Source organism: Streptomyces longispororuber, from assembly GCF_014656095.1.
In the GTDB taxonomy this organism is placed as follows: domain Bacteria; phylum Actinomycetota; class Actinomycetes; order Streptomycetales; family Streptomycetaceae; genus Streptomyces; species Streptomyces longispororuber.
In genome coordinates, this window is the sequence record NZ_BNBT01000052.1 from 36,251 (window position 1) to 51,662 (window position 15,412).

14 protein-coding genes and 1 pseudogene are annotated in these 15,412 nt (G+C 74.2%); 9 read left to right on the top strand and 6 right to left on the bottom strand.

What is annotated here, in order from left to right; all coding sequences use genetic code 11:
* Window positions 1-2: 2 nt before the first annotated feature.
* From IE330_RS18255 to IE330_RS18280, 6 genes are all read left to right on the top strand, one after another.
* The gene (locus IE330_RS18255) at window positions 3-632 is read left to right on the top strand and encodes a sulfite oxidase-like oxidoreductase (protein ID WP_190137106.1); all 630 of its coding nucleotides are present in this window, start codon (window positions 3-5) and stop codon (window positions 630-632) included.
* Window positions 625-1,377: a ferredoxin reductase gene (locus IE330_RS18260; protein WP_190137107.1), complete on the top strand. Its 753-nt coding sequence runs from the start codon at window positions 625-627 to the stop codon at window positions 1,375-1,377. The genes IE330_RS18255 and IE330_RS18260 overlap by 8 nt, the downstream gene beginning before the upstream one ends.
* A gap of 164 nt (window positions 1,378-1,541) precedes the next feature.
* Window positions 1,542-2,213, top strand: a complete 672-nt coding sequence (locus IE330_RS18265; RefSeq protein WP_190137108.1) for a FadR/GntR family transcriptional regulator — start codon at window positions 1,542-1,544, stop codon at window positions 2,211-2,213.
* A gap of 158 nt (window positions 2,214-2,371) precedes the next feature.
* Complete coding sequence (locus IE330_RS18270) at window positions 2,372-3,700, top strand: PAC2 family protein (protein ID WP_229925741.1); 1,329 nt, start codon at window positions 2,372-2,374, stop codon at window positions 3,698-3,700.
* A 364-nt stretch (window positions 3,701-4,064) separates the two neighbouring features.
* Entirely contained in the window at window positions 4,065-5,819 is a 1,755-nt protein-coding gene (locus tag IE330_RS18275; RefSeq protein ID WP_190137109.1) for a S8 family peptidase, read from the top strand.
* Window positions 5,820-5,980: 161 nt separating this feature from the next.
* Entirely contained in the window at window positions 5,981-6,586 is a 606-nt protein-coding gene (locus IE330_RS18280; RefSeq protein WP_190137110.1) for a hypothetical protein, read from the top strand.
* A gap of 106 nt (window positions 6,587-6,692) precedes the next feature.
* On the opposite strand, the gene mshC is transcribed toward IE330_RS18280, so the two are convergent.
* From mshC to IE330_RS18300, 4 genes are all read right to left on the bottom strand, one after another.
* Window positions 6,693-7,922: a cysteine--1-D-myo-inosityl 2-amino-2-deoxy-alpha-D-glucopyranoside ligase gene (gene mshC, locus IE330_RS18285; RefSeq protein WP_190137111.1), complete on the bottom strand. Its 1,230-nt coding sequence runs from the start codon at window positions 7,920-7,922 to the stop codon at window positions 6,693-6,695.
* Window positions 7,923-8,116: 194 nt separating this feature from the next.
* A complete protein-coding gene (locus IE330_RS18290; RefSeq protein WP_190137112.1) occupies window positions 8,117-8,971 on the bottom strand; it encodes an SCO1664 family protein in 855 nt (284 codons plus the stop codon).
* Window positions 8,935-9,525 (bottom strand): DUF3090 domain-containing protein, encoded by a 591-nt coding sequence (locus tag IE330_RS18295; RefSeq protein ID WP_190137113.1) that lies wholly within the window; start codon window positions 9,523-9,525, stop codon window positions 8,935-8,937. Before IE330_RS18295 ends, IE330_RS18290 begins: the two co-directional genes overlap by 37 nt.
* Before the next feature lie 92 nt (window positions 9,526-9,617).
* Complete coding sequence (locus IE330_RS18300; protein ID WP_190137114.1) at window positions 9,618-10,304, bottom strand: histidine phosphatase family protein; 687 nt, start codon at window positions 10,302-10,304, stop codon at window positions 9,618-9,620.
* Between the two features lie 62 nt (window positions 10,305-10,366).
* Here IE330_RS18300 and corA point away from each other — a divergent pair, with 62 nt between their 5' ends.
* Window positions 10,367-11,365: a magnesium/cobalt transporter CorA gene (corA, locus tag IE330_RS18305; protein WP_190137115.1), complete on the top strand. Its 999-nt coding sequence runs from the start codon at window positions 10,367-10,369 to the stop codon at window positions 11,363-11,365.
* Window positions 11,366-11,417: 52 nt separating this feature from the next.
* Here the strand turns inward: corA and IE330_RS18310 are convergent, their stop codons facing one another.
* Entirely contained in the window at window positions 11,418-12,206 is a 789-nt protein-coding gene (locus IE330_RS18310; RefSeq protein ID WP_190137116.1) for a ferritin-like domain-containing protein, read from the bottom strand.
* Between the two features lie 267 nt (window positions 12,207-12,473).
* Window positions 12,474-13,529, bottom strand: a complete 1,056-nt coding sequence (locus IE330_RS18315) for an LLM class F420-dependent oxidoreductase (protein ID WP_190137117.1) — start codon at window positions 13,527-13,529, stop codon at window positions 12,474-12,476.
* A 241-nt stretch (window positions 13,530-13,770) separates the two neighbouring features.
* On the opposite strand from IE330_RS18315, the gene IE330_RS18320 reads away from it, so the two are divergent.
* Together IE330_RS18320 and IE330_RS39685 are read left to right on the top strand one after the other, a co-directional pair.
* Window positions 13,771-14,760 (top strand): aldo/keto reductase, encoded by a 990-nt coding sequence (locus IE330_RS18320; RefSeq protein ID WP_190137118.1) that lies wholly within the window; start codon window positions 13,771-13,773, stop codon window positions 14,758-14,760.
* 335 nt (window positions 14,761-15,095) lie between these two features.
* Window positions 15,096-15,412: pseudogene (locus IE330_RS39685) on the top strand (DNA helicase RecD); the annotation flags it as partial.

The window sequence follows — 15,412 nt, forward strand, 5'->3', positions numbered from 1 at the left end:
ACATGACTGCCCACGACCCCGTGCCCACCCGCGGCTTCACCGGCCGCGCCCGCGCCGCCGACCGCGACCCGCGCCTGCCCCCGGGGCAGTACGACGCCCGCGACACCTGGCCCGTGCTGTCCGCCGAGGTCACGCCGCGCCTCGACGCGGCCGACTGGACCCTCCGCGTCGGCGGCCTCGTGGCCCGCCCGCGCACCTGGACCTGGGCCGAGGCGCACGCGCTGCCGCCCTCGCGGTACGCGGGCGACATCCACTGCGTGACGAGCTGGTCCAAGTTCGGCGTCCGCTTCGGCGGTGTGAGCCTGGACACGTTCCTCGCCGGGGCGGGCGGCCCGCTGCCCGCCGCCACGCACGTCGTCGCGTACGCGCACACCGGCTACACCGCGAACCTGCCGCTCGCCGACGTCACCGGCGGCAGGGCGTGGATCGTCTGGGAGTACGACGGCGAGCCGCTGCCGCCCGAGCACGGCGGCCCGGCCCGGCTGATCGTCCCGCACCTGTACTTCTGGAAGAGCGTCAAGTGGGTCGCCGGCCTGGAGCTCCTCGACCACGACGAACCGGGCTTCTGGGAGAAGAACGGCTACCACCACCGGGGCGACCCGTGGCGTGAGGAGCGTTACGCCGGTGACTGAGACCACCTCCGGGGCCTTCGTCCCGCCGACCGCCTTCGCGGTGCCCGGACGCATCGCCGTGAACGAACAGGCCGCCGCCCGCTGGCAGCAGGGCCTCATCACCGAGATCCGGCAGGAGACGCACGCCGCCGCCACGTTCCGGCTCAAGGTGCCCGACTGGCAGGGGCACCTGCCCGGCCAGCACCTGATGCTGCGGCTCACCGCGCCCGACGGCTACGTCGCCCAGCGCCACTACTCCCTGGCCTCCGCGCCCGACGGCAGCGGCGAGATCGAGCTGACCCTGGACCACGTGCCGGGCGGCGAGGTGTCCGGGCACCTGCACACGGTCGCGCGGGTCGGCGACACCGTGGAGGTGCGCGGACCGCTGTCCGGGTTCTTCGCCTGGCCCGGCGACCGGCCCGCGCTGCTGCTCGGCGCCGGCTCCGGTGTCGTACCGCTGATGTCGATGGTCCGCCACCACCGGCGCGCGGGCCTGACGGTGCCGCTGCGCCTGATCGTCTCGGCCCGTACGCGCGCGGACCTGATCTACGCGGACGAGTACGGCGCGGAGACCGAGGTGGTCCTCACCCGCGCGGAAGGCCGTCTGACCGCACGGCACCTGGCACCCCACCTCGGCGCCGGGCAGCCGGACGGCGGCTGGGAGGCGTACGTCTGCGGCTCCAACGGCTTCGCGGAACACGCCTCGCGGCTCCTGGTGGAGGGCGGCCAGCCGGTGGACCGGATCAGGATCGAACGCTTCGGCTGAACCCGTTCCGCGCTCGGCCGCGCACGCCATAATGGGGCCGATACATCGGATGTCTGCCCGCGTCGGCCCCGGCAGGACGGTGACCTGTGCCACGGGGCCGCCCGGTGGCACGCGGCCGCCCGCACGGGGCTGCCCGTGACACTCCTCACCCAGGCGAGGTCCCCATGGCGGTCACGGACGAGGCCATCGCGAAGATCAAGGACATGATCGTCTCGGGTGCGCTGCGCCCCGGCGACCGCCTGCCCAAGGAGAGCGAACTCGCCGCCGCGCTCGGCCTGTCCCGCAACTCCCTGCGCGAGGCGGTGCGCGCCCTGGCGCTGATGCGCGTCCTCGACGTACGGCAGGGCGACGGCACCTACGTCACCGGCCTCGGCCCGGAGCTGCTGCTCGGCGCGCTCGCCTTCGTGACGGACCTCCACCGCGGCGACACAATCGCGGAGTTCCTGGCCGTACGCCGCGTCCTGGAGCCCGCCGCGACGGCGATGGCGGCCGCGCGGATCGGCGAGGCCGAACTGGACGCCCTGGCCGAGCGGTTGGACGCGCTCGGCACCGCGCCCGGGGCCGAGGAACTGGCGGCGTACGACCTGGAGTTCCACCGCGGCATCGCGCGGGCGGCCGGGAACTCCGTCCTGTGCGCCCTGCTGGAGGGCCTGGCCGGCCCGACGGCGCGGGCCCACGTCCGGCGCGGCCTCGCCCGGGAGGACGCGGTCGCCCGGGTGCCGCAGGAGCTGCGGGCGATCCTCGGCGCCCTGCGCGACCGGGACGCGGAGGCGGCGCGGTCCTGGGCGACCGTGCACCTCGCGAGCGCGGAGCGGTGGCTGCGCTCCGCACCGTGAGCGCCGGGTGCCACCGCTCCACCCGGTACGGCAGGAGTGAGGGGCGGTTGACCTGGGCAGTGATCGGGCACTCGGTGCCGCCGGGGGGCTGCGGAGGCCCCCGCGGGACGCCGTAAGGTTGGGGCGTACTTAGAGGAGAACGTCGGAAGGAGGCCTGGGTGATCGAGCTCGAGGGGGTACCCGAGCTGATCGACCCGGTCATGGTGGCCGCGTTCGAGGGCTGGAACGACGCCGGCGACGCCGCCTCCACCGCGGTCGCGCATCTCGACAAGGAGTGGAAGGGCGAGGTCTTCGCCGCGCTGGACGCCGAGGACTACTACGACTTCCAGGTCAACCGCCCCACGGTGTGGCTGGACGGCGGTGTGCGGAAGATCACGTGGCCGACGACCCGGCTCTCGGTGGTCCGCGTCGGCGGCGACAAGCCGCGCGACCTGGTCCTGGTGCGGGGCATCGAGCCGTCCATGCGCTGGCGCTCGTTCTGCAACGAACTGCTCGGCTTCGCCCATGAACTGGGCGTCGAACTCATCGTGATCATGGGCGCGCTGCTCGGCGACACCCCGCACACCCGGCCGGTCCCGGTCAGCGGCGTCACGTCGGACCCGGACCTGGCGCGCACCATGGACCTGGAGGAGACCAAGTACGAGGGCCCGACGGGCATCGTCGGCATCCTCCAGGAGGCGTGCACGCACGCGGGCGTCCCCGCGGTCAGCCTGTGGGCGGCGGTGCCGCACTACGTGTCGCAGCCGCCGAACCCCAAGGCGACGCTCGCGCTGCTCAACCGCCTGGAGGACCTGATCGACCTCAGGATCCCGCTGGGCGAGCTGACCGAGGACGCGCGCGCTTGGCAGCTCGGCGTCGACCAGCTCGCGGCCGAGGACAGCGAGGTCGCCGAGTACGTGCAGTCCCTGGAGGAGGCGCGGGACACCGCGGAGCTGCCGGAGGCGTCGGGCGAGGCCATCGCCCGCGAGTTCGAGCGCTATCTGCGGCGCCGTGACGGCGGCGGGCCCGGCCAGGTCGCCGCGGAGGGCGAGGGCGCGGCGTACCTGCGGGACGCCCCGAGCGAGCGCACCCGCGCGCCGAAGCCGCAGCCGCGCGCGGAGGCCCCGGCGGACCCGGCGGCGAAGCCCGCGGCGGACGACGAGCCGACCGCCGGTGAACCCGGCGGTGCGGCCGGGGGCCGCGCGGGCGAGCAGGCCGAGGACGAAGCGGCCAGGGGCGACGAGAGCGCCGAGGTCGACAAGGGAGCCGGGGACGCGGCGGCGGACGAGACCCCGGCCGAGGCGCCGGACGAGGTGTCCTCCGGCGAGGCGGCGGACGGGTCCGGCCCCGACGCCGAGGCGCAGGACGACGCCGAGCCGCAGGGCGGCACCGCGAAGGGCGGCGCCTCGAAGGGGAGCACGCCTCGGGGCGGCGCCTCCAAGGGACGTACGAGGGGCCGCTCGCAGGGGTCGTCCGAGGGTCCCTCGGGCGATTCCTCCGAGGACTGAGCACACCGCACGGCCGTGCCGCACCGGTCAGCCGTGCCGTACAGCCTGACGCACCGGTCGGTCGTGCCGCACCGCACGGCCCGACCCACCGGCCAGCCGTACGCCTCGGCATCGGCCAGGCCTCCCAGGGGCGGCACCCGCGAGGGTGCCGCCCCTGGGTGCGCTCCCGCCCCGAACGCCTCGGGCGTCTGTGGCCGGTTTGCGGCGTGACACGGGCTTGCAGACGAAATGCGCATGGTTCCCCACTCAACTTCCTCTCAAACGCAGTTGGGGAGAAAGGGGTCTGGACGACCCGGCCCGGCGGTAGCAGGGTGTGCAGCGACCGAACGCCCGGGGCGCGGGAACCGAAGGGAGCGGTGAAGCGATGACCGAGCAGGTGCGGCAGGGCAGTGATCCGGGAGCCGGCGGCCCCGGACCCGACGGAGCGGGATTCACCTACCGGGCGGCCGAGCAGGAACTCATCGTCGTCGCACGGCCGGAGGCCCGGCTGCGCGCCCAGGAGCACGGCGTGCGCTCGGCGACGGGCGCCGACGTCTCGGCTCTCAACATGTTCCTCAGTGACGAACAACTCGCCCTGGAGCCGCTGTTCGGCAGCGAGGACCGGCTCCGGGCGGCGGCGACGGGCACCGTCGACGACGTGCCCGACCTGACGCTCTTCTACCGGGTGCGCGGCGTCGAGGACCGGGCCACGGAGCTGCGGGCGCGGATCGCGGCGCTGCCCGGCATCGACACGGCGTACGTCAAGCCGGCCGCCGTGCCCGCCACGCTCGGCGCACCGGGGCGGCAGGGCGGCACCGCCGAGCCTGACGAGACGCGCCGCCGCAAGGAGGGCGCGCCCGTCACGCCCGACTTCAGCGGCCGCCAGGGCTATCTCGGCGCGGCCCCGGAGGGCGTCGACGCGCACTGGGCCTGGCAGCGGCTCGGCGGCGGCGGTGACGGCGTGACCGTCATCGACGTCGAGGGCGCCTGGCAGCTCAGCCACGAGGACCTGTCCGCGAAGCTCGCGGGCGTGGTGATCGGCACCCCGATCCAGGACCTGGCGTGGCGCAACCACGGCACGGCCGTGCTCGGCGTGATCGGCGGCGACCGCAACGGCTTCGGCGTCACCGGCATCGCGCCGGACGCGGTGACGGCGGCGGCGTCGTTCCTGCCGAGCGGCACGGCCGCGACGATCCACGCGGCGGCGGACCGGCTCGCGCGGGGCGACGTCATCCTGCTCGAACTGCACCGGCCCGGGCCGCGGTTCGAGTTCGAGGCCCGCGACGACCAGCGCGGGTACATCGCCCTGGAGTGGTGGCCGGACGACTACGCGGCGGTCCGCTACGCCACCGCCAAGGGCGTCGTCGTGGTCGGCGCGGCGGGCAACGGCGCCGAGTCGCTGGACGACGCGGTGTACGAGCGGCGCCCGGACGAGTTCCCGTCCTGGTGGCGCAACCCGTTCAACCCGTCCAACCCGTCGTCCGACGCCGTCCTCGTCGGCGCGGGCGCGCCGCCGCCCGGCACGCACGGCCGCGACCACGGCCCGGACCGCTCGCGGCTCGCGTTCTCCAACTACGGCGCGCGCGTGGACGCGCAGGGCTGGGGCCGGGAGACCACGACGACCGGCGGCTTCTGGAACCAGCCGGGCGACCTCCAGGGCGGCGTGGACGAGATCGCCTGGTACACGGACACGTTCTCCGGCACGTCGTCGGCGTGCCCGATCGTCGTCGGCGCGCTCGCCTCGCTGCAGGGCATGCTGAAGGCGGCGGGCCAGGAGCCCATGACGTCGTCCCGGGCGCGTGCCGTGCTGCGCGCGACCGGCTCGCCGCAGCAGGACGCCCCGGGCCGCCCGGCGTCGCAGCGGATCGGCAACCGCCCCGACATCAAGGCGGCGGTCACCAAGCTCCTGCCGTCGGCGGTGGGCTCGGGCCGCGCCGAGCGCTACTGGGACGAGCTGATCCCCTACCCGCCGGAACTGCCGCCGCGGCTGCGGCTCTTCGTGGCCGGTGAGTGGCGCAACCTGAACCATCCGACACCCGAGATCCGCCAGGCGGTGCACTCCGCCTTCGCGGGCGGCTCCCCGGACGTACGCGTCTGGTTCTCCGACGACGAGGTCGTGGGCCTGGTCGTCACGGGGTGAACCGGCGCGAACCGAACCGCGCGCGCCCGGCGCGGGCGCGGGTACGGAGCGCGGAGGGAGCGGAGCGGGACAACCACCACGGCACCCCGCACCACAGGCGCAGGGAGCCACAGCACGACGGACAGGTCACGCACGGACCATTGACGGAAGGTGGCACCAGCATGAGCACCACCCCGCAGATGAGTCAGCTCGGCCAGCAGTACGGCCAGCAGCAGTACGGTCCGCAGCAGTTCGGCCAGCAGCAGCCGTTCGGCCAGCAGCAGTACGGCCCCCAGGGCATCGGCCAGCAGGGCGGCCAGCAGCAGGGTCAGAGCACCGCGCCGCCGCAGGCACCGCAGCAGTACGGCCAGCAGCAGCGGCCGTTCGGCCAGCAGGGCATCGGCCAGCAACAGGGGCAACAGCAGGGGCAGCAGCAGATCCCGCAGCACCTGCGCCAGCAGATGCAGCAGCTCGGCCAGCAGCAGCCGTTCCAGCACCTGCTCCAGCAGCTCGGCCAGCAGCAGATCCCGCAGGCCCAGGCGCCCACCGTCTCCACGCACGCCCTCGCAGGGGCCGTCGCGGAGACCTTCTGGGACGTCGTCCAGCCGCTGCCCGGCCAGGCCTCCCTGCTGTACCTGCACGTGGACGGCGACTGGCGCGCGTACATCAACCCGAGCGAGCGCACCCGGGACCAGGTGCAGGAGGCGTTCGCGTACGGGCTGCCGGTCATCGGCTACTACGACACCAACAACCCGGGCATCCTCCTCGCGATCGTGATCACCAGGTGATCCGTACGGCCGCGTGAGGACCGGACCGGACAGCACGGCGGCGCCGGGCGGAAGTTACCCGCCCGGCGCCGCTCCGCACCCTCGGGCGCGCGCGTACGGCGTCCGCCTAGAGGGCGACGCCGAGCAGCGCGTCGACGGCGCGCGACACCACGCCGGGCGCCCCCTCGTCCGTGCCGCCCTCGGCGTCCTGGCGGGCGACCCAGCGGTCGACGGCGGCGAGCGCGGCGGGCGCGTCCAGGTCGTCGGCGAGCGCCTCGCGCAGCTCCTCCACGAGGTGGTCGGCGGAGGGGCCGTCCGGGCGCGACACGGCGGCGCGCCAGCGGCCGAGCCGCGCCTCGGCGTCCCGGAGGACCTGGTCGGTCCACTCCCAGTCGGCGCGGTAGTGGTGGGCGAGCAGCGAGAGCCGGATGGCGGCGGGGTCGACCCCGTCGCGCCGCAGCGCCGACACGAACACCAGGTTGCCCTTGGACTTGGACATCTTGGCGCCGTCGAGGGCGACCATCCCGGCGTGGACGTACGCCTTGGCGAACGGGTACTCGCCGGTCAGGGCCTGCGCGTGCGAGGCGCCCATCTCGTGGTGCGGGAAGGTGAGGTCGGAGCCGCCGCCCTGGATGTCGAAGCCCATGCCCAGGTGGTCCAGGGCGATGGCCACGCACTCGATGTGCCAGCCGGGCCGGCCGCGGCCCAGCGAGGCGCCGTCCCAGCTCGGCTCGCCCTCGCGGGCGGCCATCCACAGCATCGGGTCGAGCGGGTTCTTCTTGCCGGGCCGGTCCGGGTCGCCGCCGCGCTCGGCGGAGAGCAGCCGCATGGCGGCGGCGTCGAGCCCCGACACCTCGCCGAAGTGCTCGTCGGCCTCGACGGAGAAGTAGACGTCCCCGTCCAGCTCGTAGGCGGCGCCCAGGTCCCGCAGCCGCTCCACGAGCGGCACGATGCCGGGTATGGCCTCGACGGCGCCGACGTAGTGCCGGGGCGGCAGCAGCCGCAGGGCCGTCATGTCCTCGCGGAACAGCGCGGTCTCGGCCTGCGCCAGCTCCGCCCAGTCCTTGCCGTCGCGCTCGGCCCGCTCCAGGAGCGGGTCGTCCACGTCGGTCACGTTCTGTACGTAGTGCACCTGCCGCTTGGTGTCGAGCCATACGCGCTGCACGAGGTCGAACGCGTTGTAGGTCGCCGCGTGACCCATGTGGGTCGCGTCGTACGGCGTGATGCCGCAGACGTAGAGACGGGCGACGGGACCGGGCTCGAGGGTGACGAGTCCACCGGTCGCGGTGTCGTGGATCCGGAGGTCGCGGCCCTTGCCGGGCAGGACGGGGACCTCAGAAGCGGGCCAGGCATACATGCCATGAGCCTAACCGGATGCACCGTCCACATACGACCCCGGGACCGCCCCCGTTGCCACGGCCGGCCGCCCACAGCGGCTGGCGGCTGCTTCCCCGGCGTGGGCATCCGGTCCGCCCGGAGGGCGGAACGGGTGGGCACAGCCCCACGACGGCGGGCAACCACGGCAGACGGCGGCCGGTCCCGACAGGGACGTCACACCGGCGGCCACGGAATGGCGGGCCACTCCCCGGAGGGGGCGGGGTGCCGCCCCGAGGCGAGCAGCGCCTCCACCCGCGCCCGGGTGGCCTCCACCTCGGCAGGGGTGACCAACTCAGCCAGCCGCCCGGCAAGGGCCTGCCCCTCGCCCAGGGCCTCCCGCAGGGCCCCCAGGCCGACAACCGCCTCGTCGGTGAACTTCTCCCCCGCCCACCCCCACAGCAGCGTCCGCAGCTTGTCCTCCACGTGGAACGTGACCCCGTGGTCGATCCCGTAGAGCCGCCCCCCGGCCCCCACCACCAGGTGCCCGCCCTTGCGGTCCGCGTTGTTGACCACCGCGTCGAACACGGCGAGCCGCCGCAACCGCTCGTCGTCCGCGTGCACGAGGAGCGCCGTGCGCCCCTCCCCCACCTCGGCGAAGCCGACGGCCTTCCACCCGTCCCCGGGCTCGTCCCCGTCGACGAGCGCGAGCAGCTCCGCACCGGGGGCGGGATCGCCGTCGTCGTCGTCCGCGGGAGGGCCGATCCAGAGCTGGACCATGCCCTGCCCGTAGGGCCCGTCCCGCAGCACGGTGGGCGGCACGAGGCCCCAGCCGAGGGCCTCGGAGACCTCGTACGCGGCGACCTCGCGCTGCGCCAGCGTCCCGTCGGGGAAGTCCCACAGCGGGCGCTCCCCGGCGACGGGCTTGTAGACGCAGGACAGGGTCCGGCCGGGGGCGTCGTCCGAGGCGACCGAGCAGTACAGCACCGCGTTGGACGCCTCCCGGATCCGCCCGCGCACGGTCAGCTCGCCGCGGGCGAGCAGCTCCGTGTCGGTCAGGCTCCTCGCCGGTATCCGTTCTGGCGCGGGCATACGTGTCCTTCCGGGTCGAGCGGCAGGCTGCACAGCGGGCACGGCGGGCGCCCGGCGTTCACGACGTCGAGGGCGCGCTTGGCGAAGGCCCTGGCCTGCGCGCCGGTGAGCCGGACGCGGAGCATGGGCGGGCCGTTCTCCTCGTCCTGCAGGAGTCTCTCCTCGGCCTCCGCGAGGTCCTCCTCGGAGTCCGCGTCCAGCTCGACGAGGGCCTGCGCCTCGACGATCATCCGCTCGGCCTCACCGTCCCAGGCGAGCGCCATCGTGCCGACCCGGAACTCCTCCTCGACCGGCGCGTCCAGCGGGGCGCTGTCGGTGACCTCGGCGGGCGCCACGGCGGGCACCGCCGCACTGCCCCCGCTGCGGCGCACCACCTCGTCGAGGAGCTCCTCCATGCGTTCGGCGAGCGCGGCGACCTGGGTCTTCTCCAGGGCCACGCTGGTCACCCGCACCCCGGCGGACGCCTGGAGGAAGAAGGTCCGCCGCCCGGGGAGCCCGACGGTTCCGGCCACGAAGCGTTCCGGCGGGTCGTAGAGGAACACCTGACGGGGCACGTCCTGTCTCCATTGGGATCGACTGCGTGTACTTGACGCGACAACTGAGGGGAACCCTACTGCGGGCGACGATCACGGTCATGGCGGGCGTCTCACGGTGCGCCCGCGTCTCCCCCCACCTGAGCATCCTCGCCCGCCGGCCGGGCCCGTGGGGCCAGGGACGTGAAGTCCCCGGTGTCCCCGAGGCGGACGAGGAACGGGCGCAGCCGGGTGTAACGGATCGCTGTGATGGAACACGGTTCTACGGAGATCCGCTGAAAGAGGTCGAGATGGAGTCCGAGGGCATCGGCGACGAGCGACTTGATGATGTCGCCGTGGGAACACATGAGGTAGACGGCTTCGGGGCCGTGGTCGCGCTCCACGCGCGCGTTCCATTCGCGTACGGCCTCGGCCGCGCGGGTCTGCATGGCGCGCAGGGACTCCCCGCCGGGGAAGGCCGCGGCGGAGGGGTGCTGCTGGACGACCTCCATCAGCGGCTCGTCGGCGAGCTCGGCCAGTTTGCGGCCGGACCAGTCGCCGTAGTGGCACTCGCCGATGCGGTCGTCGGTGTGGACCGTGAGGTCGGGGCGGGCCGCGCGGAGCGGCGCCAGGGTCTCCTGGCAGCGCTGGAGGGGGCTCGTGACGGCCTCGGCGAGCGGCAGCGCGGCGAGCCTGCCGGGCAGCGCGGCGGCCTGCTCCAGGCCGCGCTCGTCCAGGCCGACACCGGGGGTCCACCCGGCGAGCAGGCCCGCGGTGTTGGCCGTGGAGCGTCCGTGCCGGACGAGTATCAGCGTGGGCATGCTGGCCAGCCTAAGCCGACGCACGGGTGCGGCAGCAGTGCGGCTTGGGGAGAATGCGCAACGTGATCGTCGACTGTGCCCTGTACCGGCGCGGGCGCCGGACCGAGGGTCCCGAGGACCTGTCCGACGCCCTGGAGCAGGCACGCGCGGCCGGCGACGCCTTCGTCTGGATCGGTCTGCACGAGCCGACGGAGAAGGAGTTCGACCTGGTCACGGAGGAGTTCGGGCTGCACCCCCTGGCGGTCGAGGACGCCCTGAAGGCGCACCAGCGGCCGAAGCTGGAGGTGTACGAGGACTCCCTCTTCATGGTCCTGAAGCCGGTGGTGTACGAGCCGGAGAGCGACACGGTGTCCTCGGGGGAGCTGATGCTCTTCATGGGGGACTCGTTCGTGGTGACGGTCCGGCACGGCGAGGGCGCGCCCCTGGGCCGCGTACGGGACCGCCTGGAGGCGGAGCCGGAGGTCCTGGAGCACGGCACGACGGCGGTGCTCTACGCCATCGCCGACGCCGTGGTGGACCACTACCTGGAGGTCGCGGACGAGTTGCAGACGGACCTGGAGGTCCTGGAGACCGAGGTGTTCTCGCCGGACAGCGGCGGGTCGCGGAACTCGGCGTCGCGGATCTACCGGTTCAAGCGCCAGATCCTGGAGTTCCGGCGGGCCACCGGACCGCTGGCGATGCCGGTCGCCCGGCTCGCCGGAGTGGGCCCGAACGGCCGCTCCGTACCGTACGTGGACGAGTCGGCGCAGCCGTACCTGCGGGACGTCCACGACCACCTGACGCGCGTGAACGAGTCCGTGGAGGGCCTGGACCGCCTGGTGACCGACGTGCTGTCCGCGCACCTGGCGCAGATGAGCGTGCGGCAGAACGACGACATGCGGAAGATCTCCGCCTGGGCGGCCATGGCGGCCGTGCCGACGATGATCGCGGGCGTCTACGGGATGAACTTCGACCACATGCCGGAGCTGCACTGGGAGTGGACGTACCCGGCGGTGATCCTGCTGATGGTCGTTCTCGAAGTGGTCCTGTTCCGGATGTTCAAGCGCCGGGGGTGGCTGTAGCGTCCGGCCACGCGCGCGTGCCCTCGCGCGCGTGGCGGGGCGGGCCGGGGCGTCAGGCGAACTCGGGTGCGGAGGTGGCGGTCCCGCCCAGGGCGTCCCGGCGCTCGGGCATCCGCAGACCGACCATCCTGCGCCAGCCGCCGAGGCGTTCGTACGCGTGCGCGGCGTGGACGGCCGACGCGAGGAGCCGTGCCCGGGTGGGCGACCAGCGCAGGATGCGGCCCATGTGCTCCATGACGGCGAGGCTGACGTCGCGGTGCACGCGGATCTCGACGTGCGCGGCCTCGCGGAGCGCGCGCTGGATGGCGCGGCCGTGACCCGCGCGGGCGAAGCGGAGCAGTTCCTCGTGGCAGTAGGCGAGGTGGTTGTCCTCGTCGTCCGAGATCATCCGCACGGCCCTGCCGATCTCCGGGTGGTCCGCGAAGTGCCCGCGCAGCATCGCCATCTGGTCGGCGGCGCGCTGCTCGGTGACCCTGCTGTGCGCGAGGTACGTGATGAGGTCCCGCTCGGTGAGCCGGTCGTCGGCGCGGAGCTTCTCGTGCGCGAGGCCGATGCCGTGGCGCTCCAGGAGCATCGTGTAGTCGGTCTCCGGCGGGACCTCGCGGGGTTCGAGGCCGCGCTTTCGCAACAGCGCGCGGAAGATGCGGCCGTGCTTGTCCTCGTCGGCGCCGTGCCGGGCGATCTTCGGGGCGAGGTCGCGCCGGCTGTCGGGCACGAGCGCGGCGATGCGGCCGTTCTCCCAGCCGCCCTGGGCCTCCCCGCTGGCCGCGATGGAGCAGAACAGCCGGAACGACTCGTCGTTGTCGAGGATCTCCTGGAAGAGACTCTTGGCCGAAAGCATCGCAGGCACCTCCACGCCTTCGCGGTCCTGGGGACTTCCACAGAGAAGTCCTGGGGACTTCCGCAAAGAACGAGTCAAGTGCTCGGCGTGCCCGGAGGCAACAGGAGTATGGGACAGCTCGGCCGAACGAAGGACACCGGCCGCCGGGCGGGGGGCCGTAACCGGAGGGCTGCCGAAACGTTGTGCTTCCTGACGGCCGTGGCGGGGAAGACCCCCGAGCCCCCACCACGGCCGTGGAAGCCTCCCCCGGACCCCGTTTCAGGCCTCTCAGGCCAGTCCGGCCCGCTCCAGGGCCTCGGTGCCCGCCCGCAGCGAGGCGAGCCGGTCCTCCAGGGAGAAGCCCGCGGGCGACAGCGTGAGCGTGGTGACCCCGGCCTCGGCGTAGGCGCGCATCCGGTCGGCGATCCGGTCCACGGAACCGAGCAGCGTGGTGGAGTCGATCAGCGACCGCGGCACGGCGGCCGCCGCGCCCTCCTTGTCGCCGGACAGGTACTTGTCCTGGATCTCGGCCGCCTCCTTCTCGTAGCCCATGCGGCACGCGAGCTGGTTGTAGAAGTTCTGCTTGCGGCTGCCCATGCCGCCGACGTACAGCGCGGTGTACGGCCGGAACATGTCGGCGAGCGCGTCCACGTCCGCGTCCTTCCCCACCGCCAGCGGCACCGTCGGCACGACGTCGAAACCGTCCATGGTCAGCCCCGCCCGCTCCCGCCCGGCGCGCAGGTGCCGGATCGCGGTCTCCTCCAGGTGCTCGGCGGCGGGGAAGATCAGCAGGGCGCCGTCGGCGATCTCGCCGGTCTGCTCCAGGTTCTTCGGGCCGATGGCGGCGATGTACAGCGGGATGTGCTCGCGCTGCGGGTGCACGGTCAGCTTCAGCGGCTTGCCGGGGCCGTCCGGCAGCGGCAGCGTCCAGTGCGCGCCCTCGTACGAGAGCCGCTCGCGGGTCATGGCCTTGCGGACGATCTCGACGTACTCGCGCGTACGGGCCAGCGGCTTGTCGAACTTCACGCCGTACCAGCCCTCGGAGACCTGCGGGCCGGAGACGCCGAGGCCGAGCCGGAAGCGGCCGCCCGAGAGCGAGTCCAGCGTCGCGGCCGTCATCGCGGTCATCGCGGGCTGCCGGGCGGGGATCTGGAAGATCGCCGAGCCGACGTCGATGCGCTCGGTCTGCGCCGCGACCCAGGACAGCACGGTGGCGGCGTCCGAACCGTAGGCCTCGGCCGCCCAGCAGACCGCGTACCCCAGCTTGTCGGCCTCCTTCGCGACGGTGAGGTTGTCCGCGTCCATTCCCGCGCCCCAGTAGCCGAGGTTGATCCCGAGCTGCATGGCCGAATCCCCTTACCCGTGAGTAACGTCTGTGCCGGGACTGTAGCGCGCGGGCGCGGGTTCCGTCAGGGGCGAGCGGCGCGCCCGCGTCCCGCGGGGCCCGCGGGCGCCGGGCACCGGGGCCCGTCCGTCGCGCCGGGCGCCGGGCCCCGTCCGTCGCGCGGGGCATCGCGTTGTCCACATCCGCGCCTTCGTCCACAGCCTTGCCCGGGGCTGCGGCGTGGCCAGTAATCTCGCGACCATGGAGCAGAGGCATCTCGGCCGTACGGGTCTGCGCGTGTCCCGGATCGGGCTCGGCACCCTCACCTGGGGCCATCCCGAGGAGACCGACGAGAACGACGCCGCGGACCTGCTGAAGGTCTTCTGGGAGGCGGGCGGCACCCTCGTCGACACGGCCGATGTGTACGGCGACGGCGAGGCCGAGTACCTCCTCGGCCGGCTCGTGGAGCGGCTCGTGCCGCGCCGCGACCTCGTCATCGCGACCAAGGCGGGCAGCGTGCCCGACCCCGACCGCCGCTTCGACGGCTCGCGCGGCCACCTCCTGTCCGCCCTGGACGCCTCGCTCGCCCGCCTCGGCACGGACTACGTGGACGTGTGGCAGGTGCACGCCTTCGATCCCTGCACGCCGCTGGAGGAGACGCTCCAGGCCCTGGACATCGCCGTCGCCAGCGGCCGGGCGCGCTACGCGGGCGTCTCCAACTTCAGCGGCTGGCAGCTCGCGAAGGCCGCGACGTGGCAGTTGGCCGCGCCCGGCGCCCGCTCCCGCATCGCCAGTACGCAGATGGAGTACTCCCTGCTCCAGCGCGGCGTGGAGCGCGAGGTGCTGCCCGCGGCCCTGGACCTCGGCGTGGGGCTGCTGCCGTCGTCGCCGCTCGGCCGCGGCGTCCTCACGGGCAAGTACCGGCACGCCACCCCCGCCGACTCGCGCGGCGCCTCGGAGCAGTTCGCCCCGTTCGTCGCGCCGTACCTGGACGACGCGGCGAGCCGGGTCGTCGACGCCGTGGTGACGGCGGCCGACGGCCTCGCCGTGACCCCGCTGCACGTGGCGCTCGCCTGGGTGCGGGACCGACCCGGCGTGGCCGCCCCCATCGTCGGCGCGCGCACCGCGCAGCAGCTCGCGGCGGCGTTGTCAGTGGAGACCCTTAGTCTTCCTGACGAGATCTGCCGGGCGCTCGACGACGTGTCGGCGCCCGTGCACCGCTACCCAGACCAGGACTGGAGCACGCTGTGAGTACGGAGTCCGCTGCCGCGGAGGTTGCCGAGCCCGAGGCCCCGCAGGCCGGGGCGGCCGGGGCGGAGCCCGGGGCCGCACCGGAAGCCGGGCCCGAGCCGGAGGCCGCTGCCGTGCTGGGCGGGGCGGCCTGGCAGGGCGCGGGGGGCGAGCTGGACGCGGGGGGCGAGCCGGACGAGCCGGGTGGGTCCGCCGGGGACAGCGCGGACGACACCGGGGGCATCGGTGCCGAGGCCGGTGCGGACGGGGCCACGGCCGGTGCGGACGGCTCCGTGGACGGTGAAGGCGGCTCCGAGGCCGGTGCAGATAGCGCCGCGGCCGGTGCGGACGGCTCCGTGGCCGGCGCGGGCGGGGCCACGGACGGTGCAGACAGCACCACGGCCGGTGCGGAGGGTGCCGCGGACGGGGCCGACAGCGGGGCCGGGGAGCTGTCCGAGGCCGAGGCGGAGCTGGCCGCGCAGCGGGAGCTGCGGCAGCGGATCGAGGAGCGCAAGGCGGCCAAGAACGGCCCGCTGGAGGCCGGCACCAAGCTGCAGGGCACGGCCGCCGACCTGCTCGCGGCCGTGCGGGCCGTGGAGAGCGGTGAGAAGCCGGTCGCCTCGGCGTTCCAGGACCCCGGGCCCGTCGCGCCGCGCAGGCCCGCGCCGGAGCC